General features: G+C 65.7%; 14 protein-coding genes and 1 pseudogene. 6 read left to right on the forward strand and 9 right to left on the reverse strand.

The window, feature by feature from the left end; genetic code table 11:
- Nucleotides 1-148: 148 nt before the first annotated feature.
- Complete coding sequence (locus ACIQU6_RS07400; protein WP_403480668.1) at nt 149-3,346, reverse strand: cytochrome P450; 3,198 nt, start codon at nt 3,344-3,346, stop codon at nt 149-151.
- 145 nt (nt 3,347-3,491) lie between these two features.
- Here ACIQU6_RS07400 and ACIQU6_RS07405 point away from each other — a divergent pair, with 145 nt between their 5' ends.
- From ACIQU6_RS07405 to ACIQU6_RS07420, 4 genes and pseudogenes are all read left to right on the forward strand, one after another.
- Nucleotides 3,492-4,220, forward strand: a complete 729-nt coding sequence (locus tag ACIQU6_RS07405; RefSeq protein ID WP_403480669.1) for a PAS domain-containing protein — start codon at nt 3,492-3,494, stop codon at nt 4,218-4,220.
- A 36-nt stretch (nt 4,221-4,256) separates the two neighbouring features.
- Entirely contained in the window at nt 4,257-4,718 is a 462-nt protein-coding gene (locus ACIQU6_RS07410; RefSeq protein WP_403480670.1) for a universal stress protein, read from the forward strand.
- 101 nt (nt 4,719-4,819) lie between these two features.
- Nucleotides 4,820-5,035: a dodecin gene (locus ACIQU6_RS07415; RefSeq protein ID WP_403480671.1), complete on the forward strand. Its 216-nt coding sequence runs from the start codon at nt 4,820-4,822 to the stop codon at nt 5,033-5,035.
- A 121-nt stretch (nt 5,036-5,156) separates the two neighbouring features.
- A pseudogene (locus ACIQU6_RS07420) lies at nt 5,157-6,488 on the forward strand (amino acid permease); the annotation flags it as partial.
- 738 nt (nt 6,489-7,226) lie between these two features.
- Here ACIQU6_RS07420 and ACIQU6_RS07425 read toward each other — a convergent pair.
- Nucleotides 7,227-8,327: a methyltransferase domain-containing protein gene (locus tag ACIQU6_RS07425; protein WP_403480672.1), complete on the reverse strand. Its 1,101-nt coding sequence runs from the start codon at nt 8,325-8,327 to the stop codon at nt 7,227-7,229.
- A gap of 380 nt (nt 8,328-8,707) precedes the next feature.
- On the reverse strand, nt 8,708-8,902 hold the full coding sequence (locus ACIQU6_RS07430) for a hypothetical protein (protein ID WP_403480673.1): 195 nt from the start codon (nt 8,900-8,902) through the stop codon (nt 8,708-8,710).
- Between the two features lie 1,019 nt (nt 8,903-9,921).
- On the opposite strand from ACIQU6_RS07430, the gene ACIQU6_RS07435 reads away from it, so the two are divergent.
- Both ACIQU6_RS07435 and ACIQU6_RS07440 read left to right on the forward strand, forming a co-directional pair.
- On the forward strand, nt 9,922-10,632 hold the full coding sequence (locus tag ACIQU6_RS07435) for a GntR family transcriptional regulator (RefSeq protein ID WP_403480674.1): 711 nt from the start codon (nt 9,922-9,924) through the stop codon (nt 10,630-10,632).
- A gap of 2 nt (nt 10,633-10,634) precedes the next feature.
- Complete coding sequence (locus ACIQU6_RS07440; RefSeq protein WP_403480675.1) at nt 10,635-11,198, forward strand: hypothetical protein; 564 nt, start codon at nt 10,635-10,637, stop codon at nt 11,196-11,198.
- Nucleotides 11,199-12,138: 940 nt separating this feature from the next.
- Here ACIQU6_RS07440 and ACIQU6_RS07445 read toward each other — a convergent pair.
- The 6 genes from ACIQU6_RS07445 to ACIQU6_RS07470 all read right to left on the reverse strand — a co-directional run bounded on the left by ACIQU6_RS07445 (nt 12,139) and on the right by ACIQU6_RS07470 (nt 20,732).
- On the reverse strand, nt 12,139-12,621 hold the full coding sequence (locus ACIQU6_RS07445) for a hypothetical protein (protein ID WP_403480676.1): 483 nt from the start codon (nt 12,619-12,621) through the stop codon (nt 12,139-12,141).
- Nucleotides 12,622-12,771: 150 nt separating this feature from the next.
- Entirely contained in the window at nt 12,772-13,161 is a 390-nt protein-coding gene (locus tag ACIQU6_RS07450; RefSeq protein WP_403480677.1) for a hypothetical protein, read from the reverse strand.
- A 993-nt stretch (nt 13,162-14,154) separates the two neighbouring features.
- Entirely contained in the window at nt 14,155-15,228 is a 1,074-nt protein-coding gene (locus ACIQU6_RS07455) for a helix-turn-helix domain-containing protein (protein WP_403480678.1), read from the reverse strand.
- A gap of 774 nt (nt 15,229-16,002) precedes the next feature.
- A complete protein-coding gene (locus ACIQU6_RS07460; protein ID WP_403480679.1) occupies nt 16,003-16,434 on the reverse strand; it encodes an endonuclease VII domain-containing protein in 432 nt (143 codons plus the stop codon).
- 129 nt (nt 16,435-16,563) lie between these two features.
- Nucleotides 16,564-18,423, reverse strand: a complete 1,860-nt coding sequence (locus ACIQU6_RS07465) for a DNA polymerase (RefSeq protein WP_403480680.1) — start codon at nt 18,421-18,423, stop codon at nt 16,564-16,566.
- Between the two features lie 86 nt (nt 18,424-18,509).
- Nucleotides 18,510-20,732, reverse strand: coding sequence for a phage/plasmid primase, P4 family (locus ACIQU6_RS07470; protein ID WP_403480681.1), 2,223 nt, complete (start codon nt 20,730-20,732; stop codon nt 18,510-18,512).
- Nucleotides 20,733-20,914: the final 182 nt, after the last annotated feature.

Below are 20,914 nucleotides of genomic sequence, written 5' to 3' on the forward strand. Positions count from 1 at the left end.
GGCGGCGGCGGGGGGGGGGGGGGGGGGGGGGGGGGGGGTGGGGGGGGGGGGGGGGGGGGGGGGGGGGGGGTGGGGGGGGTGGGGGGGGGGGGGGGGGGGGGGGGGGGGGGGGCCCCCCCCCCCCCCCCCGCCGGGGTGTGACCGTGTGTCAGCCGGCCGCGTAGACGTCCTCGATGTAGCGGCCGGCGGCGGTCAGTTCGCGCAGCCACGCCTCGGACTCCTGCTCCGAGGCGCCGGTGGCGGCCCGGTGCACCGCGCGGAAGGCGTCCCGCACGCCGGGCGCCATCCGGCTGCCGTCGCCGCAGACGAAGACCCGGGCGCCGGCCCGCAGCAGCTCCCACACCTCCTCGGCCTCGGCCGCGATCCGGTGCTGGACGAAGCGGTGGCCGTTCTCGGGGCGGGCGCTGAAGACGGGGTGGACGGTGACCGCGCCGGCCCGCTCGGCGGCGGCGAACTCGGCGGCGTGCAGGAAGTCGCCGTCGCGGTCGTCACAGCCGAAGTAGAGCCGCGCCGGGCCCCGTTGACCGGTAGCGACGCGGTCGGCGACGGCGCCGCGGAACGGCGCCAGCCCGGTGCCGGCGGCGACCATGACGACCGGGGCGTCGTCGGCCGGGTCGAGCCGGAACGCCTCCCGGCACGGCTGGACCCGGGCCAGCAGGACGTCACCGGGGCGCAGGGTGTGCAGATATGTGGAGCCGGTGCCGCCGGGCAGCAGCGAGACCATCAGTTCCGCGTGCCGGGGGTCGGCGGCGGGTGACGAGGACAGCGAGTAGTGCCGCGGGCGCAGCGGGGGCAGCAGTTCCAGCACCGCCGGCCAGGGCAGCGCGCCGCGCAGCGCCGGGTGCGCCTCGATCAGCTCGACGACGGTGCGCGGATCGTCCTCGGGGAGGCGTTCCAGGGCGTGCCGCTCGGGCGGGCAGGGGTTGTGCGCGGCGAGCAGCGCCATCTGCCCGCGGCCGGCACGTGCGCCCAACTCCACGTGATAGGTGAGTAGTTGGCGCACCGTCAGGGGGCGGTCGACGGGGAGGGTGGCGCGGGTCGGGCGGCCCGTGGGCGGGCGGAGCGACAGCACGGTGTCGAGGTCGACGCCGAGCGCCCGGGCGGCGCGGTCCACCGCCTCGGGGGTGTTGACCGGCAGCACGGCGAGGTGGTCGGCGGTGCGGTAGGTGACGCCGTCGGGGAGGGCCAGCCGCAGGAAGCGCTTGGGGCGCGGCCAGCCCTCGGCGGTCAGGTCGTGCGCCTCGGTGACGACCATCGGGACGAGGTCGTGGCGGGCGGCGAGCGCGTCGAGCGGGCCGCCGGTGAGCTCGGTGACGGCGTAGCCGGGGTCGGCGGCCTCGCTCCCGGCGCCGTCGGTGGCACCGGCGGTCGCCGGGTCGCCGTAGCGGGTCAGCAGCTCGGTGCGGAGCGCGGCGGCGAACCGGGTGACGGCGGTGGTCAGTTCGCCGGAGGCGTCGGCCTCGGCGCGGGGCAGCAGCCGCTCGCCGCCGAGCGCGGCCAGCCGGTCGTCGAGGAGGGTGGGGACCTGCTGGTAGGTGGCGGCCCAGTTGCGGTCGCCGACGCCCAGCACGGCGAAGTGGACGCCGGTGGTGGATCCCTCGGGTGCCGCGGTGAGCCAGGCGGTGAACGCGGCGGCGTCGTCCGTCGGTTGGCCGTTGTAGGAGGCCGCGACGAGGACGACCGGGCGGTCGGTGGGCAGGCCGCCGGCGTGCGCGTCCAGCGGCGCGACCTCGGGGGCGAAGCCCAGACCGGTGGCCTCGTCGGCGAGCCGCTCGGCGAACTCCCGGCAGGTGCCGTAGTTGCTGCCGTGCAGCAGGAGCAGCCCGGTGTCCTGCGGGACGCGGGTGGGCAGGCCGTCGTCGGGCGCGGCACCGGGGGTGCCCCGGTCGGTCGGGCCGCCGGGCAGCACGGCGAGCGCGGCGCGGACCGCGGCCCGGTCGGCGGGGGTGCGCGGGGCCAGGGCGAGGGTGAAGCCGTCGGGCTTGAGGGTGAGGGTCTCCTTGATGCGGAGCCGGTAGTCGGCGTGGTCGACCAGCCGGTAGCGGTGCACCAGCAGGGCCAGCAGCATGGTGGCCTCGTGCAGCGCGAACTGCCGTCCGATGCAGGCGCGTTCACCGGTGCCGAACGGCTTGTAGGCGTGTGGGGAGCGGGCCGCCTCGGCCTCCGGGGTGAAGCGGAACGGGTCGAACGCGTCGGGGTTGTCGCCCCAGACCGGGTCGCGGTGCAGCATCGGCGTGAGCACGGTGACCAGTTGGCCGGCGGCGACCGGATAGCGGCCGCCGAGGACGGTGTCGGTGCGGGCCTGGCGGGTGAAGGCGGCGGCGGTGGGCCACAGCCGCAGCGCCTCGTTGAGGACCTGGCGGGTGAAGGGGAGCCTGCCGATGTCCTCGAAGGTGGGGTCCGGGTCCGGGTCGTCGCCCCACAGCTCGTCCGCCTCGCGCTGCGCCAGCCGCAGCGCGAGCGGGTCCTTCAGCAGGTGGTACAGGGCGAACGAGAGGGCGCCGGAGGTGGTTTCGTGGCCGGCGATCAGGAAGGTGATGACCTGGTTGCGGATGTTGGCGAGGTCCAGGACCGGCCCCTGGGCCGCGCCGCCGGCCTCCGTGGCGGCGAGCATCAGCCCCAGCAGGTCGTCGTCGCGACACTCCCCGCCGGCCGTGCGGGCGGCGATCACCTCGTCGACGACGGAGGCGAGGTAGTCGGCGTCCGCGCGGAACGCCGCGTCGGCGGCAAAGTGGTCGCCGCCGGGCGGGCGGGAGAACTTGGTCATGCTCCACTGGAGGCAGCGGACCATCGCCTCGACGAAGGGGTGCGGGGTGTCCCGGGAGAACGACGCGAAGTCGAAGCCGAATCCGGCCAGTCCGATGGTGTCCAGCGTCATCCGGGTCATGTCCTCGGCGACCTCGACCGGGCGGCCCTCGGCCAGCCGTCGGTCCCAGGCCGCCGTCACCCGGCGGGCGACCCTCAGCATCGCCGGGTGGTACGTCCGCATCGAGCCCAGCGCGAAGGCCGGCATCAGGACCTCGTGGGCCCGGGCCCAGTTCGGCTCCTCGTTGTAGGCGGTGAACAGACCGTCACCGGCGAACTCCCGGACGTCCTCCAGGACCACCGAGACGCCCTTGGCGAAGCGGGTCTCGTCGGAGACCTCGGTGACCAGGTCGAGGGAGGAGAGGAACAGCGTCTCGCGGGCGCCGAACTTGCGCAGGTACGCCGGGCCGTGGACCCGGGCCAGCTCCATGGCCTGCTGAATGGGCGTGTTGCTGATCCCGGTCGTCGTCAGGTCGGCGACCGGGAGGCTCGCGGCGGCGGTGGCGCGGTCGCCCGTCTGGGGCGCGATGGTGTCGGTCATGACTCCAGCGTGACCGGCCCAATGACCGTCCCTTACCCGGCGAACTGCATGATTGTGCAGTGGTTCCTCGCCCGGCACCCTTGCGCCCGCGGCGGGGATGGGCAAGGACGGGCCCCAGCACCGGAGAAAGGGCGGAAACCGGGCGATGGACAGGGCGACGGGCGGGGCGACGGGGGACGACGGGGGTACGGAGGCGGCGGGCCCGCCCGCGCCGGCCGCGGTGAGCCCGTTCCGGGACTACTTCGTGATGCTGCTGGACCGCATCCCCACCCCGATCGCGGTGTGCCGGGCCGACGGTGCGGTGCTGATCGCCAATCCGGCGATGGCCGCGCAGTGGGGCGCGGTCCCCGGCCAACTCCGCGGCCGCAACCTGCTGGACCTCTTCCGGCCCCGCGACCCGGCGCAGATCGTCCGGATCATGGAGGCGCTGCGGCTGGGCCGCCGGTCCCGCTATCCGGTGCAGGTGCGCTGGCGGACCGCGCCCGGGGAACCGGAGCGGCACGGGGAGCTGACGATCGATCCGGTCGGCGACCCGTCCGCCGAACCGCCGGCGCTGCTGGCCCTGTTGCGGGAGGAGACCGGGTCCGCGGCCACCGCCCCGCCGCCCGCGCCGCGCGCCGCCACCAGCCCCGTCGAGGCCCGGATCCTGGCGCTGGCGGCGGGCGGCGCGACCACCGCGGCGATCGGCGGCGCCCTGGGGCTGACCGTGGACGGGGTGAACTACCACCTGACCCGGCTGGCCCGCCGCTGGCGCGTCCAGGGCCGCACCGCGCTGGTCGCCAGGGCGTACGTGCTGGGGGTGCTCGACCCGGACCGCTGGCCGCCCGCGCCCGCCACGTCGGAGGCCGGTGGCGCCCAACCCCCCGGCCCCTGAACCCGACAGCACGCGTGTACGGATAACCTCGCGGGTGTGGAGGACAAAGCAGCCGCGCCGTTCGAGCGCGGAACGGACGGCCCGAAGGTCATCGTCGTCGGCGTCGACGGCTCCGACTCGTCCTGGCGCGCCGCGGCGTACGCGGCCGGACTGGCCAGGCGGCAGGGGTCGAAGCTGGTGATGGTCTACGTCCAGCCGGTGCTGGCGACCGGCGCCGCGATGGGCGCGCCGGTGATGGACGCCACCAACGAGGTCGCCGAGGAGCTGATGGCCGAGATCCGCGAGGCCACCGAGCGGATCGACGGGATATACCACCTGCGGTGGGAGTTCCACACCCTGCGCGGCGACCCGTACAACGGCATGGTGCAGATGGCCGACGAGCTGAAGGCGGACGCGGTGGTGGTCGGCGCCTCGGAGTCGGCCGGGCACCGCATCATGGGGTCGGTCGCGGTGCGGCTGGTCAAGGCCGGGCGGTGGCCGGTCACGGTCGTGCCGTAGGCCCCCGGCCGGCCCGGTCCGGCTCCGCTGGTGGGCCGGGCCGGGCTGAGGCACGGTGGAGGGTGGACGGGCGGAGCGCCGCCCCGGCGAGGGAGACCACCGTGACCGACCGCACGTACCGCGTGACCGAGATCGTGGGGACGTCCCAGCAGAGCGTGGACGCCGCGATCCAGAACGGCATCAGGCGCGCCTCGGGCACCCTGCGCAACCTCGACTGGTTCGAGATCACGCAGGTCCGCGGCCACATCGTCGAGGGCCGGATCGACCACTACCAGGTCGGTCTGAAGGTCGGCTTCCGGCTGGAGGACACCGACTAGGCACCCCCGGGGCCGATTGGCTCCCCCGCCGCCGCGCCGCCTTCGTCCGGCGTCGCCGGCAGTCCATGATGATCCGCCGTCGCACCACGACGGAACGCACCGAGCGTACGGAGGGTCATCCATGGCACGCCTGTTGCGAGCGGGTCAGGGCGTATGGCGCCGCAAGCCCATCGAGCACATCGAGGAGCCGGAGGGCGGCGCCGCCCAGCAACTCACCCGCGAGCTGGGGCTGTGGCAGCTCACCGCGATCGGCGTCGGCGGCATCATCGGCGCCGGCATCTTCACCCTGGCCGGCACCGTCGCGCACGAGAAGGCCGGCCCCGCGGTCCTGGTCTCCTTCCTCATCGCGGGCGTGGCCAGCGCCGCCGCGGCCTTCTCCTACGCCGAGTTCGCCGGGCTGATCCCGAAGGCGGGCTCGGCCTACACCTACGGCTACGCGGTGCTCGGCGAGCTCGCCGGCTGGTTCATCGGCTGGGACCTGCTGCTGGAGTACACCGCGATCGTCGCGGTGGTGGCGATCGGCATCTCCGGCTACTTCTCCTTCCTGCTCGGCGAGTTGGGGCTGCGGCTGCCGGCCTGGATGCTCGGCGCGCCCGGCACCGGCCCCGGGCACCGGGTGGACCTCTTCGCCTCGGTGCTCTGCCTGTTGATCGCCTATCTGCTGACCCTGGGCATCAAGAACGCCGCGCGCTTCGAGACGATCGTGGTCGGGCTGAAGGTGCTGGTGGTGCTGCTGGTGGTCGGGGTGGGCTTCCTCCACATCGACACCGCCAACTACCGGCCGTTCTTCCCGTTCGGGGTGGGCGGCGCGTTCACCGGCGCGGCCACCGTCTTCTTCGCGGTCTTCGGCTACGACGCGATGAGCACCGCGGCCGAGGAGTCCCGGGACGCGCAGCGCCACATGCCCAGGGCGATCATGTACTCGCTGGCCCTCTCGATGGTGCTGTACGTGCTGGCCTGCCTGGTGTTGACGGGCATGCAGGACTACCGGCACATCGACCCGGAGAGCGGCTTCTCGACCGCCTTCAAGTCGGTCGGCCTGGACGCGCTGGCGAACGTGATCGCGGTCGGCGCGATCATCGGCATCCTGACCGTGATGTTCACCTTCATGCTGGGGGTGACCCGGGTCTGGTTCTCGATGAGCCGGGACGGGCTGCTGCCGAAGTGGTTCGCCAAGACCAGCGCCACCCGCCACGTGCCGGTCCGGGTCACCTGGATCGTCGGGGTCGCCGCCGGGCTGATCGCCGGCTTCCTGCCGATCGGGGAGGCCGCCGAACTGACCAACATCGGCATCCTGTTGGCGTTCGTGGTGGTGTGCGTCTCGGTGATCGTGCTGCGCTACAAGCGCCCGGAGCTGCCGCGGACGTTCCGCACGCCGGGCATGCCGGTGGTGCCGGCGCTCGGGGTGTGCTTCTCGCTGTGGCTGATCACGTTCCTGGAGTGGCAGACCTGGGAAAGCTGCCCACACCCCATACTAGCGAATAGGCAGGTAGGAACGGCAAAGGCCCGTCTCAACTCAGAGGCGGGCCTTACTAGTTCCGGCTACTTGCCGACCGGTGTCACACGGACGCGAACCCCGTTCCCGTTGAACGAGGCACTCCTCCCCTGCTTCACCGTCCGTGCCGCCGTGCCGACGAGCCAGACCCCCATCGCGGGCATGAAAGCGCTGTACGCCTCTGCACGCTCCTCCGCATCGTCCATACCGTCCAGGTGGGCCTTTAGCTCCGCTTCGAGCTTCAGGCGGGCGTCTGTGGCCTTCTCGGCGGTTCCCTCGCCCTCGGAGATCTCTGGTGTCCACGTGAACACCCACGTGTACCTCATGGTCATGCGTGAGCCCTGCGGTGCCGGGCAACCCACGTCTCGGCGGGGGCTTGCCCCTCGGAGCGTACGAGCGCATCGCGGTTGTGGGCTTGCACGCACTCGTCACACAGGGGTTCGCGCACGCGGCGGGCCACTGCTTCGGGCGACGGCACGATCCGCATGGGCTCGCCGTCCGGGCCGCGTGCCACGTCCGGCGCGATCCCCGTCTCAGGGTCGATGAACACGGTCGATACGCAGTCGGGGCACGCCATGAATCCCGCGCGGCAGGCAGTGCAAGTCATGATCGCTAGAACTTTGGATTCCAACATGCCCCCGAGCATACGAAAGGGCCCCTCCCCATGTTCGGAGAAGGGCCCTTAGGTACTGCTTGTCAGCCGATGACGTTGTGTGGATCGTCCAGCCACACGCGATGGCCGCTGGGATCGGCAGTAAGGCCGAACCGGGTTCGCTGCGGTTTCCCTAGGTCGTGCCACTTCAGGAACGCGGCTCGCACTTCATCCCAGAGTGCCCGTGGACCGAACTGTTCAACTTCGTACGTGTCGGCGTTCGGCACGTATTCGACCGTGGCCCACGACTTGCCGTCGTCGGCGAAGAACCACAAGGTGGCTTCCTCGCTGCCGTCGTCAGCTTCGCACCACTGATACCAAGCGTCAGTGACGTTGAGGCTGATGAAGAACGCCGGATCGTCCTGAATGACGTTCTGAGGCGGAATCTCGGTCGCGCCTTGCTGGCCCGTCTCCCCGTGGTACAGGTCGGAGATGCGTGCGGCCCCGGCCCGTTGGGTGCGGTCCCACATGAAGCAGGGGTACCCGGAGAACGTTCCTTGCGCCTCCCCGTCCACCACGCTCAGCGAGACGTATGAGCCGCTGAAGAAGCTACTCCCCCACGGGGTGACGATCCGCCCGTTAGGGCACTGCTCCAGCCACGCACGGGGAATCTTCCGCATGGTGCAGGTGCAGATGATCCGGTTGTACGGCGCTCCCCCGGGGTAGCCGTCGTGCCCGTTACCGACTATCACCGTGGGGAAGAACCCTGCGTACTTGAGGTTCTTCCTCGCTGTGGCCGCGAGTGTGGGATCCAACTCCACTGAGAACACACGGTGTTCGCCTAGGCGGTGCGCCAGCCATGCCGCGTTGTACCCGGTCCCCGTGCCGACCTCCAACACGGTGTGCCCGTCATGCACCTTGAGCAGGGTGAGCATTTCGAGCATCACGGACGGCATCGAGGATGACGACGTTGAAAGGCGGAACTCCCCTTCAGGCGTGCTCTTGCCGTCGTTGATTTGGGTGATGATCGGGGCGTCACGGTAGATGGCTTGTATCCAGGCTTCAGGATCGGCGTGGAAGTCGCCTCCCTCGAACACCTCGGGAATGAACAGTGCCCGGTCTACCGATGCCACCGCGTCTCGCCATTCGGCGGGTAACAGCCCCTCCCCCGCCAGGCTTTCAACTAGGTCCCGCTGGTTGGTCATTCGTCCGCCTCACTTCTTCGGAGGCTCGTACGGCTTCGTCGGCCCCGGGGGCCTGTCCCGGTGGCCGTCACTACCGGCCGTGTCGGGCTTGCCGGAGTGGTCTCCGCCCTTCTTGCCCATGGCGTTCTCGCTTCCTGTCTCGGCTCTGATGTAGTTGCCGTGCGACCCGTCCGGCCGCCACCGTCACGCAGGCGACCGGACGGGGTTCTCCCAGACAGTCAGCCCACAGTCCAACTGTTTTGACAGTCCAGGCATGTGTACGTCTTGCCGTCGTACGTGACGACGCTGCAACTACCACAGTTGCTACAACTTGAGTTGCGCAGGATGAGGGCGGATCGAATTGCCGTGTACAGACGTTTCATCACACTCACCTCTTTGACTCACTCGTATTCGTCGGGTGCGCCTCCGTGCTGGTCCTGGGGCCACGCAATACGGCAGTCCAGGCAGGTGAACCGCCAGAAGAGCCGCCCCGTGTCGGGGTGTTTGGCCTCGGACAGGATCACGGAGGTGTCAAAGCACTTGATGCACCGAACTGGCGGTTTTTGCGGGGTATATGGGCGGTAGCTGTCGCTCATGGTGGCACTCTGGCGTCAGAATCGCCCCTCCCGCAACTGGCCTTCTTCCTACCGCTTGTAGGGCATGACCTGATGACCCGCCCGGCCGCCGCTTCCGTGACGTCCCGGTGACCGGGCGGGGGTTCTAGGTGCGGGTGGGGGTGTCGTCGCCGGACGTGCGGCTGCTGGCCTGCCCCTTCCCCGCCCTGGTCTTACCCGTCGGGCATGATGGTCCCCTCGGTTGTAGCTCTTTGGAGTTGTGCCGAACAGTCCGCCCCGGTGCTGATGAGTCCCCACTCCGTTGCCACCGGGGCGGACGCTTCAGGGGTGAGGGCGGGCTTCCTCCGGGGCAGGCAGCGCCTTGACTACCTCACCCGCGATGATCGCTCCCTCGGGCGGGATGGCCTTGCACACGTCCCCCATGCTGCGCCGGAACGTTGTGTGCCCCGTCGCCTGGACGTGGGTCGCCATCCACTGCTCACGGGCTTTCAGGGTCGGGTGCAGACCCGAGAAGGCCGAGCAGTCGCCAGGGGCCGAGATGCACAGGGCGGAAAAGTGTGAGTGACTGTCCGCCTGGTGCACGAAGTCCCATTCGGCGTAGCGGAAGACTCTCGACTCACCCACGGTTCGAACCGCCGTTCAGGCACTCAACGTGCGTGTAAACCACGAGAGTTCCCCGGGACTGCTGTTCCTGGTCACGCCGCCGGACCGGCTCTAAGTCGCCGATCCGCCCCTGACACCTGGGGCAGGTGTTACCCGGCGGAGCGTACGTCACGTAGTCCCACGGTCTGAGGCTGGTGTTGGGTTCAATCTTCACTGCCCGGCTCACAGTTGCGCCCTTCTTGCGCAGAGGCGGAGACGGGCGGATGCACTGCCGGGTTCGGGGGCCTCGGCGTACAGCGACCTTCTCCGCACTGATGCGCGGTCCGCTGTGGTCATGTGATCGCTATGAGTATTGAGCTAGCTCGAAGGTAGAGTCAACTAGCTTGCCGCCGCAAGGTACTTGAGTGAACTAGCTCGAAGGTGGGAACCTCATTTGCATGCACCCTTACGAGCGCATCGCGGAGCACTACCGGCAACAGATCAGGGATGGCGTGCTATCGCCCCGGGAGAAGTTGCCGACCGTCAAGGAACTTGCGGAGGAGCACAACGTCGCCACGGCCACCGTTCGGAACGCTATGGGCTGGTTGAAGACTGAGGGGTACATCTCAATCAGCCACCGAGGAACGTTCGTTGCAGAGCACCCGCCGGGCGGTGCAGCGCCCCGTGATCGGCTAGCCCGGGTCCTGCGGACCGGTTCTCTGTTCGCCACGGGTGAGACTGCCCGCGTCACAGCGGCCGAGCTGGTCGTTCCGCCGCTGTACGTGAGTGAGCTGTTCGACCTTGACCCCGGAGACCAGGTGATCAGGCGCGAGTACGTCACCGGCCGGGGCAGTCAGCGACTCATGTTGGCCGTGGACTGGTACCCGGCGCAGTTCGCGGCCGTGCCGGATATCCTCTCCACCGCCCCGGGCAAGGCCGATCAGGTGCTGTCTCAGATCGAGGAACACACCGGCCGACGGGCGACCAGTGGCCGGGATGCTGCGCATTCGCGGGCCGCAGACGAACGGGAGGCGAACCTCCTCGGGTTGCCACCCCACTCCATGATTCTCGCTGGGGCTCACGAGTGGTCAGACAACCAAGGCTTGATCACCTACGGGGAGTGGTGCCTTCCACCCCGGTTCACCATCGGATACGAGTACGAGGTCTGAACGTGCGCGGAGTTGGGATCATCGGCCGACCCCGGGTCGGCAAGGACAGCGCCGCTGATCACCTGATCCAGCGACACGGGTTCACCAGGGTTTCGATCGCCGATCCGATCAAGCGCGCGGCCCTCGGAGCAGACCCCATCATCGGGTGGTCCAAGAACGCGGGCGAACCCGTCAGGCTCGCCAAGACCGTTGAGCGGTACGGGTGGGAGTACGCCAAGGACACCTTTCCAGAGGTGCGGCGGTTCCTGTGGAAGATGTCCGTTGACGGGGTCGCTACCGTCCTCGGCGAGGACGTGTGGACCGATGCCGCCGTGAGGGCGATTCGGGCCGTCAGCGGGCCCGTGGTGGTTACTGACGTGCGCCTGATAGAGGAGGTCAAGGCGCTGCGGGCAGAGGGGTTGCGCATGGTCTACATGACCCGTGAGGGCGTGCCCGAGCTTGACAGTCGGGAGGGTGAGCACCTGGGCCCAGATGCGGCCGATTTCCGGTTGCACAACGGCGGGGGCCTGGACGAGCTAGGCGTTCAGGTAGACGCGCTGGTGACGCGCATACGCGACGAGTCCTGACACACCCTCAAACGCTGCGAGCCCCCGACCATTTCGGCCGGGGGCTCGTCCCGTGACTCGATATGATTACTTAGGCTAACTATTGAAATAGTTAATGTCTGATGGATCGTCAGTAACCCACGTCTCCCCCGTTTACTCCCAGATACCGGCAGCGTCTCGACGGACCACGCAATACGCCACCATTGCCCCCGTATCGAGACGACGGACAGTAACGCGTAGATAGTCATACGTGCGTTCCACATTGCCTCGGCCGGCATTCCACTTTCGGTAGGCGCGACACAGAAACGCCGTAAGCCGATACGTGGCCGTGTACAACTCATCAGCGCTGCGCACATCCTCCAGCGCTTCAGCGGGCCCCTTTGGGGACATGTGAGGCAATCCATGCCATACGTCCGTTCCGTCGGCGTATTGCCCCTCAAAGGTGATACTAATGTTGCGTTTATCCACGGTGCCCGCCTGCCTCAAATAATCAAGGATAAACGAAAATAACCCCCTGCCGCCCACTTGAGCGATAGGGGGGTTAGTCCGTTTGGCGGCAAGAGTCGAATTCGACGCTAGGCCGACAGAACAGGGGGTGAGTGCTTCGCTCACCATGCGACCATTCAGCCTTACCTCATGCGAAACATTCGGCTCATGCCGGATAGCGCATGGGGTCACCATGGCAACGAAAAAGCGGGCAAGAGTCGAAAATGACTCTTGCCCGCCGCACGGCTATGCCACTACTCCAGCCCTAGCCCCCGCTCGGACAAGGCCGCTCCCAGCGCTAGAGCCACAGTTACGGCCGTAACGGCTTCACCTCGACCACCGGAACCGCTACACCAGTCACGCCAAAGATCCTTACGAACCTGAAGAAGTTCCTCGTTAGACACCCCATCCTTTGGTCTGGTGAGCCATGAGGTTACGTCTGCTCGCGCCCGGAGGTTCGTATACTCCTCGGCCATCACTTAATGTCCTTCTTGATCTTGAACTCAGTGAGAGTGATCTTCGTTATCTTGTTATCGGGCTTGTTCATGTCGGAAGCGCCAAGCTCCTCCCGGGCCGTCTCCCCTCCTGAGAGATCAACGAAGTTCGTGCCCTCGTACACCCGAACGCCGTTCTTGTCGAAGCCCTTCCATGACAGCATGATCTTACGGTCACCGTTTGACTTGTTCTTGAGCGTGATCATGCGCTTTGAGTTGCAAGTTCCAAACTCGCAGGAAGCAGAGAACTCCCCTATCTCGTACGAAACAAACCCCTTCTCCCCCTTCTCCTGTGGCAGGTCACCCGAAGGCTTGCCCATTGCTGGGCTGTCAGTAGCCGGATTGGAGGATGCGGCGGGCGCGCCGGACGACTTCCCTTCCGCATCAGAGCCACACGCCGTAAGAGCCAACGCCCCAACGGCCACGAGTGGAACCGCCAGACCCGTGATCTTCTTTACCTTCACGTCTCCACCTCTCCACGGGGCGGGGTGCCCCGGTCTTTGCAACCCCTTGACCCTTGCACATAGCTAAAGGGTTCACCAAATCACCGCAAAGTGATCATGACCACAAGCAAAAGGGCCCGCCCCCAAGGAAGCGGGCCCAAACTTCACGGATCAGCCGTAATGCACCTTGCCAAATACGGCAACCTGTACTACCTCATCCGCCCTCTTCGCATCGAAGTCACACCCGTCAGCGTTGCCCAGCAGCATTCGAAGGGACTCCTTCGAACACAGCTCACTGACGTACTTAGCTTGTCGCTGGTCCTTGTCTGCGCAGATCCGAAGCGCCCGCATCACGTCCGCGTGAGTCAACTCAAAGGCGTATTCAAACGCACCCTCTTCGCCGTACGGGTCATCCGCGAACCCGGAAACCTTCCAGTCATCGGCTACATCATCAATGGGGTGAACCGCACCTTCCACGCTGTCCACGTCCCACCATGAGTGAGCGAACGCGAACGCCCCAACGATGTGCGCGTACGTGTCTTGCGGGGTTACCGACTCCATCACATCTCCACTTTCGCCGTGTCAACGGGAGCAACGTAGCAAGGGGGCGCGGAACTTAGCAAGCGTCGAATTCGACCCTTGCCACAACTTCACCCCCCTCATCTCACCCCTAAGGACTGGCCCTAAAGTCTGATGCGAGCCGTACGGACTCCTCGGCAGCGCAGGCCAGGGCCTCAGACAGTGCGCGAGCCGCACGGTAATCCAGAACCAGAACCGTCCCGCTGCCCGTCGGGCGACAAGCCGTCACCTCCACGCACGCCAGACCATCCGGAGTGACAGCAGGGATGGCAAGCCCTTTCGAGTTCAGCGCGCCGTAGACCGTCCTCACCGCTCCCCCATCTCAGATTCAGCCAGGAACCGAGCCAGCTCAACAGCCGCACCGTGAGAGTAGGAATACGGGCCGCTCTTCAGCAACTCCACCGCCCGCAGGTAGTGACGCTCATGACTCGCCGACCGAGAAGAGTTGGGCAACATCACGTCTCGGAACGTCGGAACGGCCGGAACGTTCGACGGGGACGACATTTCTTCCGTTGCCCGCCGATGCTTGCCCGCACCCTCCCCGACACCAGGGAACGTCTCGTTGAACGCCTCTCGCGCACGCTCCCTACCCGACTCAAACTCTTTCGTCCGCGCAACTTCCACAAGGTCCCGAAGATTCTCGGCCAACGTAACCGCATCCGCAGCACTCAGGTAAACGATCCGAGGGGACCCCATACCTTCCCGAATTGTGAACTCGAACTCTCCATCCGAATCCCCGCGCACAGTGAGGTAATCGCCCTCGTCCTGCGTGCATTGAAACCGTTCCGCCTTAGAGCTCATCGTCCCCCGCCTCCCACTTGTCGCCATCCCATTCGGTCCAATCGGGACCGTCCAGAACCGACATGCCTGCAAGCGCGGCATCCTCCGGCGTCAGATGGTTAGTCACTTTCCGTACTCTTCCTGTGAGTCGTACGGGGCCCGGCCGTATACCGGGCCCCGGTCGGCATGGCCGCCTTAGATCTCTCCAGCCTCGCGCGCCTTACGGGCCTTAGCCCGTGCACGCTTCAAGGTCACGTTCACCGTGTTGTGCGTCTTCCCCAGCGCTTCGGCGATTGCATGCAGATCAGGCGAACCCTTGTCATTCAGCAGCGGAGAAGCCCCACCAATGCCGTAGGCAAGTTCCAATACCTGTCGCTCGCTAGGCGACATGAGGTCAAGTACGATGGCCGCCTTTACCTGAACGGCCCCCAGGTACCGGGCCCGGGTCTCTGCTTCCGCATCCCGGTCAATGAGCGCGCCCTGTCCGTCCTTCGCCTCTCCCTTGCCCTGCCCTATTCGCTGGTTGAAGTCCGTTCGGTCAGCGCGGCCCTTGCGGGGTGCGACAGGGTTAGCCATGTCCTTGCCGCCGGTCGTCTGCACGCCCTTCGCCCGTATCGCGTCACGCGACAGATCGAGCGGGTAACACATGTGGTCCGGCAAGTCGCCTTGCGACTCGGCCCAAACACTCGGGTCCGTGCTTTCCGTGGATTCCTGAACGAGCGCCCCGAAGTTATACATGCCTGCATCCCGTCCCAAGGGGGAATCGACGGGCACACCTACAGCCGCCCCCGCGTCGTAGACACCCGTACCCGGTGTGTCCATCGAAACAGTGCCCTCAAAGGCCCTGCGCACGTGCTCCGCCTGCTCAGCAGAGAACCGACGCTTAGAGTCCGCAAGGGCCGTCAGTTCCGCCACAGCTTCATCATGGTCACCCTTGTTACGCCCCAGCGCTCCGGCGTAGGCCGCTGCCGCACTCTTAGCTATGCCCGGGGCCTGCGCCCGTAGCGACTCATCCTGAACGCGGCGATACGCCACGTCATAGGCGTAGGTAGTGAACGCCCCCTCCCCCGGGGTGTAGTCCTTGATGGCGCGCCATATGGCAAGTCGTGATTCCTGCTTGAGATCTTCGAGCGAATCGTTACCGCCCGGCATGCGCTTCGCCCGGTCGATTGCCAGGTAATCCGTCATCGTCTCAAGCTCACGCAGTATCGCTTCAATAGCTTCACGGTCGCCCTGCTGTGCAGCTTCGATCAGGTCGTTTGCACTCATGGGAATGCCTTTCGTTCGGTTCCGGAAAGGGGGACTCGGGGTGGGGTACAGCCCGGCCGGAACCGAAAAAGGGCATGGCGAAGCCACATGAGGGCATGCCGAAGTCCCCGAACGGCGGGTTGGCCGGGCGGGGATATGGCTGGATACAGCGATGCCCCTGCGCCGTCAGCGAGACGGGCAGGGGCAACCGACCTGCGACACCGCTAGCGGGTGCCTAGGTTGATGTGATGCCGCTACGCCGCCTTAAGCGGCGGAATGGTGTGGCAAGAGGCGTGCAAAAATGCCGTTGTCACTCGGCAGGCGCACGCATAGCGCCTCAAGGGCCCGCGCAGACATGATCTTTCGAATGAGGTCAACGCGGCGAGACAGGCGCAACGGGCGTTTGAGCCACGGGAGCACCACGCGGGCGCACCATCGGTAGATACGCCTTGACACCTCAGCAAAGTTGAGACCAAGCGTCTCAGCGAAGCCACGAAGGGTCTCGGTATCGACCTTGACGAACGCACGGAAGCGCAGGCGGAACAGCGCACGACGGGTCTCGTGAGTGACGCTCCGGTTGCTGCCTCGGCGCATGCCTACACCTCCCAAGCTGTGCGTTCGGCGTTCTTGATGATCAAGACACAACCCGACCACACCAAGGAGAGGCAAACTCACACACGGTAAACGCAACGATTCGTTACGTTGATCTCCTACCTATGAATGAGGGTCTGACCTGCGAAGTTACGAGGCGATCACGGGGCAAGGGCCGAATTCGACTCTTGCCCCTGGTGACGATCAACACACGTCGCCGACCTGCGTTCTCGGCTCAGCGTGACGAGATACGTACCGTGCGGCGCGCTCCAGCCAATCCGGCCGGTCACGCAGTAGCCCAAGGGCCGCATTGCACTCCGAGTGCAGCAGCCCGCGAACGCGCCCGGTCGCGTGATCATGGTCCACGACGAGACGAACCCCCTTCGGGGCCCGCTCTCCGCACACCAGGCACCGCCAACACTGCCGGGCACCCATGGCCCGGTACTCGTCCCCTGTGATGCCGTAGGCGGTCCACAAGCGACGTTCACGCTCTCTGGCGGGGTTACGGGCCCTCTTCCTCCGCACGGCCGTACAGACGCGACAGCGTCCCGTGCGACCATCCGCGCTCCGCACATGCTTTGGAAAGCGCGCCAATGGCAGTAGATCTCTACAGTCCCCGCATGGCTTAACCGTCATCCCCGTTCATCCCCCGTCTCCTGGCAGGTTCCCCCGCTGGAATGAGATCCAATCATCCCTATGTCCGTATCGCAAGGAATTTCGATCTTGTTCGCAACCGCCACATTTTCAACCAATGACATGATCTCGTCACTGATTGGCACCGTATGCCCATTCTTGCGGCAATCCGTAACCATCAGCCCAGCTAGGGCCGGTCACTTCGCAATCCGTATCGAGAGGCACACCCAAAAGATCCATGCGCATAGCCTCGGCGCATTCCTCGGCAATCTCCTGTGCCGACTCTCGCGGGGCCGTTCCAACTACTTCGTCATGAATCCACCCAGTGAGATAGGGAGTGAGGCCCCGATCGTCCATCTCAATAAGGGCCCGGCCCATGGTGTCCCGCGCCGTGGACTGACAGGCATACGCAACAACCTTGTAGAGGCGATCGCGATCTAGGTGCAGCCGCCGACCTGTAACCGTCGTCAACACCGCCCCGTCAGTCATCGCAGCTCGTTGCATCCAGTTCGCCCAACGACGGATTCCCGGAAACGCCCGGTTGTACCGGTTCAGTGTGTCCCGCATAACGTCAACAGGCTGTCCTGTCTGCTTAGCCAGCGTTGCCGCCCCGCCCTGATAGGCCGTACCAAGACCGGCGATCTTGGCCAACGTGCGCTGAGGCTTAGTGAAGTCGGGCCCGAACATCATCTCTGCGGCGAACCCGTGAAGATCCTTACCGTCAGCGATAGCCTGTTTCATCTTCTGCTCACCCGAAAGGGCCGCCAATACACGCAGCTCTACCGCCGCCTGGTCAACAGAGAAATACACTTCTCCCGGATCAGCCACCACGCAACGGCGGATCATCCACCCCTTAGAAGGGAGTTGCTGAAGCGGAGGATTCGAAACAGCCGCACGCCCCGTCTGAGCCCCGAGAGGGTTCAAGTCCGGGTGTACCCGGTCGGCAGCATCACGGTTCGTCAACATCGCTTCCGCGTACGAGGTAGACCACTTACCAGCGCGCTTCGCCCGCAACACCGCATCAGCGAGAGGGTTCGGCTTGCGGGTGTTCAGCCGCTCCCAATTGCCGTCAAGGTCCGCGAGAGGCAACAAGACCTCCTTGCCCACCGCAACCGCTCCCCCGGCTGTACGCTCCGTTAGCCGCTCCCCCATCGCCATCAAGGCTTCCGCTACTTGCTTCGGAGAGTTAACCGACACAACGCCATAGCGGGCCGCAAGGGTCTCGTACTTGTTCTTCTGATTGACCAGTCTGCCGACGAGCCCGGAAGTGTATTCCGGATCGACCCGCATTCCCCGTCGCCGAATCTTCGCGCACACCACGGCTAGCTGATGCTCGTACGGGATCAGCGCTTCGCGTCCACCCTCGGCGTGGAATCGTTCCAACAGCCTCGGGAGCAGTCGCACGCACAGCACCGGATCAAGGGCCGCATAGCGCAAATACTCGGGGTTGAAGAGATCTATAAGACTCCACCCGGTTGACTGATTACCCCCGGCCGCCCTGAACTCCGCCTGTAGAGCCTTCTGGGGGTCCTCCGCCGTCGGGTCTACGTAGTGAGCTGCAAGGCTCTTCAGCGTCAGCCCAACACCCCCCTCGAAGTCCTGCCGAGAATCCGTCAAGTGGGCGACAATGCGGGTATCCGTAATCTTGGGCATGTGCTCTTCGATCGGTACCCCGAGGTGCCGGTCAGCGACGAGTGCATCAAAGGTCCCGTTCTGGTAGACGAGATTCGGAAGCACCCGAAGCGCCCACGCTACGGCTTCCATGAACTGCGGGCCCAACTCGACTGGAACGACCCATGCCGCGCGCTCTGTACCGAATTGCCATAGGCGAACACGGAACGTGGGCGAATACCAATCGAGACCACTCGTCTCGCTGTCCGACCCAACGGGGCAACCGGAATCGACCATATCCGCAATCCACCTCCGGAACTCCCAAAGGTCGTCCAGCCGCTCACACACGCTGTAATACACGTGCTCGCCGTCAACTGTCATTACTCGGCGGATCATCTTGCCTCTCTCCAGGCATGCAAAAGGGGGCAAGAGTCGAAAATGACTCTTGCCCCCTTGGGGGTTGCTTCTTACTCTCCGCTAAAGATTCCCGGCCCAGCGGGACCGGTGGCCACACCGGCTATCTTCACGCCAACCAACACCATGCCGGAGTTGCGGCGGGTGCGTGGCACTCCTCGTTCATCCATCGCTGCAAGGAACGCGCGCTTCGTCCACCGTTCCTTGAGTGGAAGGTTGTTCTCCTCGCACCATTCGAGATACAAGTTGAACGCCTCTTGTGCCGGAACAACGTCCGAATCCTCGCCCTTGACTAGCACGCCAGGGAAGAACTCAAACAGCGCGTCCGAGGTTTCTCGATAGTTCTTCGTTGCCGCCCGTACGACTTCAGGGTCTTGCAGTCCCCCGGCGAACCACTCGACAGCCCCACGAACGGCCCATGCGACGATACCGGCGCGCTCCGAAAGTAGCTTGTCCCCGAGGTCGTAATCACGCTCGTGGGGGGCGAAATAGCGATTGAAAGGTATCAGCTTCACCCTTCGCCACAATCCATCATCCTGCCCCTTGAACGCCGGACGGTGGTTCGTGGCGAGCATGATGAGGAATGTGGGTTGAAACGTGAAGAACTCTTGCCGGAGAAACCGGGCTGTCACCTTGTCCTTACCCGTCAGCCGCTTAATGACCGACTCCGACATGGGCTTACCCGCTTCACCCTCACTCGCCATAACGAGTCGGGCATCTCTCAGCGCGGCAATGTCATTCGGGATGCCGCCGCCCTTCTTTTCCTCGAAAGTGTCGAACGGGGTCGTCTTAGTGATCTGCCCGAACACGTCCGTGATCGCATCCGTAAGAACCGACTTGCCGTTAGCGCCCTTACCCAGCAGCACAGCGAAACACTGTTCAGTCGTGTACCCCGTAATCCCGTAGCCGATCAAACGCCGCAGGTACGCGGGCATCTCAGGCATGCCAGGCATGATCTCAGCTAGGAACGCTTCCCACCGTGGACACTGCGCGCCCGCCTCGTAGTTGAACGGCAGCGTCACCGTGAGCATGTCCTCTTTACGGTGCGGGCGGAGTGTCCCCGTGCGCAGTTCAACCACGCCATTCCGGAAGCTCAGCAGATCCGGCTGCGCATCGAACTCCGCCGCCGCAACATGCACGTTTGGCACCGATCGAAGTTCGGTCATGAGATTGTCAATGCGAGTAGTCATAGTGAACGGCTTAGCCTTATCCGTCTTCCCGGCGACAAGCAGAGCCGCCCCCATGCGGTGAATCTCTTGCCGAACCTTCACCTCGGACGATTGCCACACAGTCCCGTTCCACACCATGTAGCCGAGACCCGGGGCGTACTTGATCCGGCCCTCCGTCCATGCAACGAGCGCATGCGCGTTCATCGCATCCGAATCGCCGTACCGCTCAATCAACTTGTCAAGCATGCGAGCCGCTTCCGACCCCTCATCAGAGGAGACGACAGCCGCACCCGTACGCTCAGCCAGATCAAGCGACGAATTCGACTCTTGCTCAGGCTCACGAGCCGAACGAACGGCAGCGTGAAGCTTGGCCGTGAAGCGCTCCGGATCATCCGCGCGCCACGCATTCAAGTCCCCGAACTGCTTCGGGATATCGAGAAGTCGAACCGTGATACCTGCCGCTCGCAGCGAGCGAGTCAGATCCGCCGTGAACGTCTCCCCCGCCGTATCGTTATCCCCAGCGAGAATCACTACACGCCCACGCAGGCCATCTACCAGTTCACGCACCAGTGACTCAGAGCGAGCCAGACCAGCACCCCGAACCGCGATAGCGTCATAGCCCACACCAACGGCCGTCAGCGCATCAGACGGGCCCTCACAGATCAGGATCTGGTCAAATCCAGAACCCGCCTGGAAGTACCCGTACTTCTGCCACACGAGACCATCAGGGTTCCCTAGGCTGCACCAGCGGACGAGACACTTACCCGTCACGTCACGCCCCTGCAACCCCCGCACGATACCCGTGAAGTCACGAAACGGCACGACTAGGCGCGGGTACTTCGTGAACGCCCGAGTCACATAGGGGAACGTCGAACCGGTCGCGCCGTCGTCGTATCCCAGCTCAAGCTCGGCTGCCTGATCATCCGTGAGACCGAACCGCGCAAGGTAATCGCGGCCAGGGGCCGACCCCGGGGAGAAGTCCCAGAGTCGGCCCGCCATCTCATCCACGTACATGCGCAGCGCAGCAACCTGCGCCGGACCAACAACAGCGGCCGGGGCCGACGACACCGTACGCCCTTCTCCGGTCGCATTGAACAGATCAGACATACTCAGCCCCACGGCCTTAACCACATCAGCAGTAAGGCACCCGGCCCGACACGTAAGCCTCACCTTGTTATCGTCCCCGCGCCATATTCGGAGCGAGGGACGCGAGTCATTGTGCGCGGAGCACAGCGCCAGGTAACCCCCGTCGCTGTGGTTCTCGATCCCCTTAAACCGCGCCATGATGG

This window comes from Streptomyces sp. NPDC090442, from assembly GCF_044769405.1.
GTDB lineage: Bacteria > Actinomycetota > Actinomycetes > Streptomycetales > Streptomycetaceae > Streptomyces.

Bases quoted from the DNA above. Each gene is read 5' to 3' on its own strand.
- ACIQU6_RS07400 (WP_403480668.1), bottom strand. From the start codon at position 3,346: ATGACCGACACCATCGCGCCCCAGACGGGCGACCGCGCCACCGCCGCC.
- ACIQU6_RS07405 (WP_403480669.1), top strand. From the start codon at position 3,492: ATGGACAGGGCGACGGGCGGGGCGACGGGGGACGACGGGGGTACGGAG.
- ACIQU6_RS07425 (WP_403480672.1), bottom strand. From the start codon at position 8,327: ATGACCAACCAGCGGGACCTAGTTGAAAGCCTGGCGGGGGAGGGGCTG.
- ACIQU6_RS07430 (WP_403480673.1), bottom strand. From the start codon at position 8,902: ATGAGCGACAGCTACCGCCCATATACCCCGCAAAAACCGCCAGTTCGG.
- ACIQU6_RS07435 (WP_403480674.1), top strand. From the start codon at position 9,922: ATGCACCCTTACGAGCGCATCGCGGAGCACTACCGGCAACAGATCAGG.
- ACIQU6_RS07450 (WP_403480677.1), bottom strand. From the start codon at position 13,161: ATGGAGTCGGTAACCCCGCAAGACACGTACGCGCACATCGTTGGGGCG.
- ACIQU6_RS07455 (WP_403480678.1), bottom strand. From the start codon at position 15,228: ATGAGTGCAAACGACCTGATCGAAGCTGCACAGCAGGGCGACCGTGAA.
- ACIQU6_RS07460 (WP_403480679.1), bottom strand. From the start codon at position 16,434: ATGACGGTTAAGCCATGCGGGGACTGTAGAGATCTACTGCCATTGGCG.
- ACIQU6_RS07465 (WP_403480680.1), bottom strand. From the start codon at position 18,423: ATGACAGTTGACGGCGAGCACGTGTATTACAGCGTGTGTGAGCGGCTG.
- ACIQU6_RS07470 (WP_403480681.1), bottom strand. From the start codon at position 20,732: ATGTCTGATCTGTTCAATGCGACCGGAGAAGGGCGTACGGTGTCGTCG.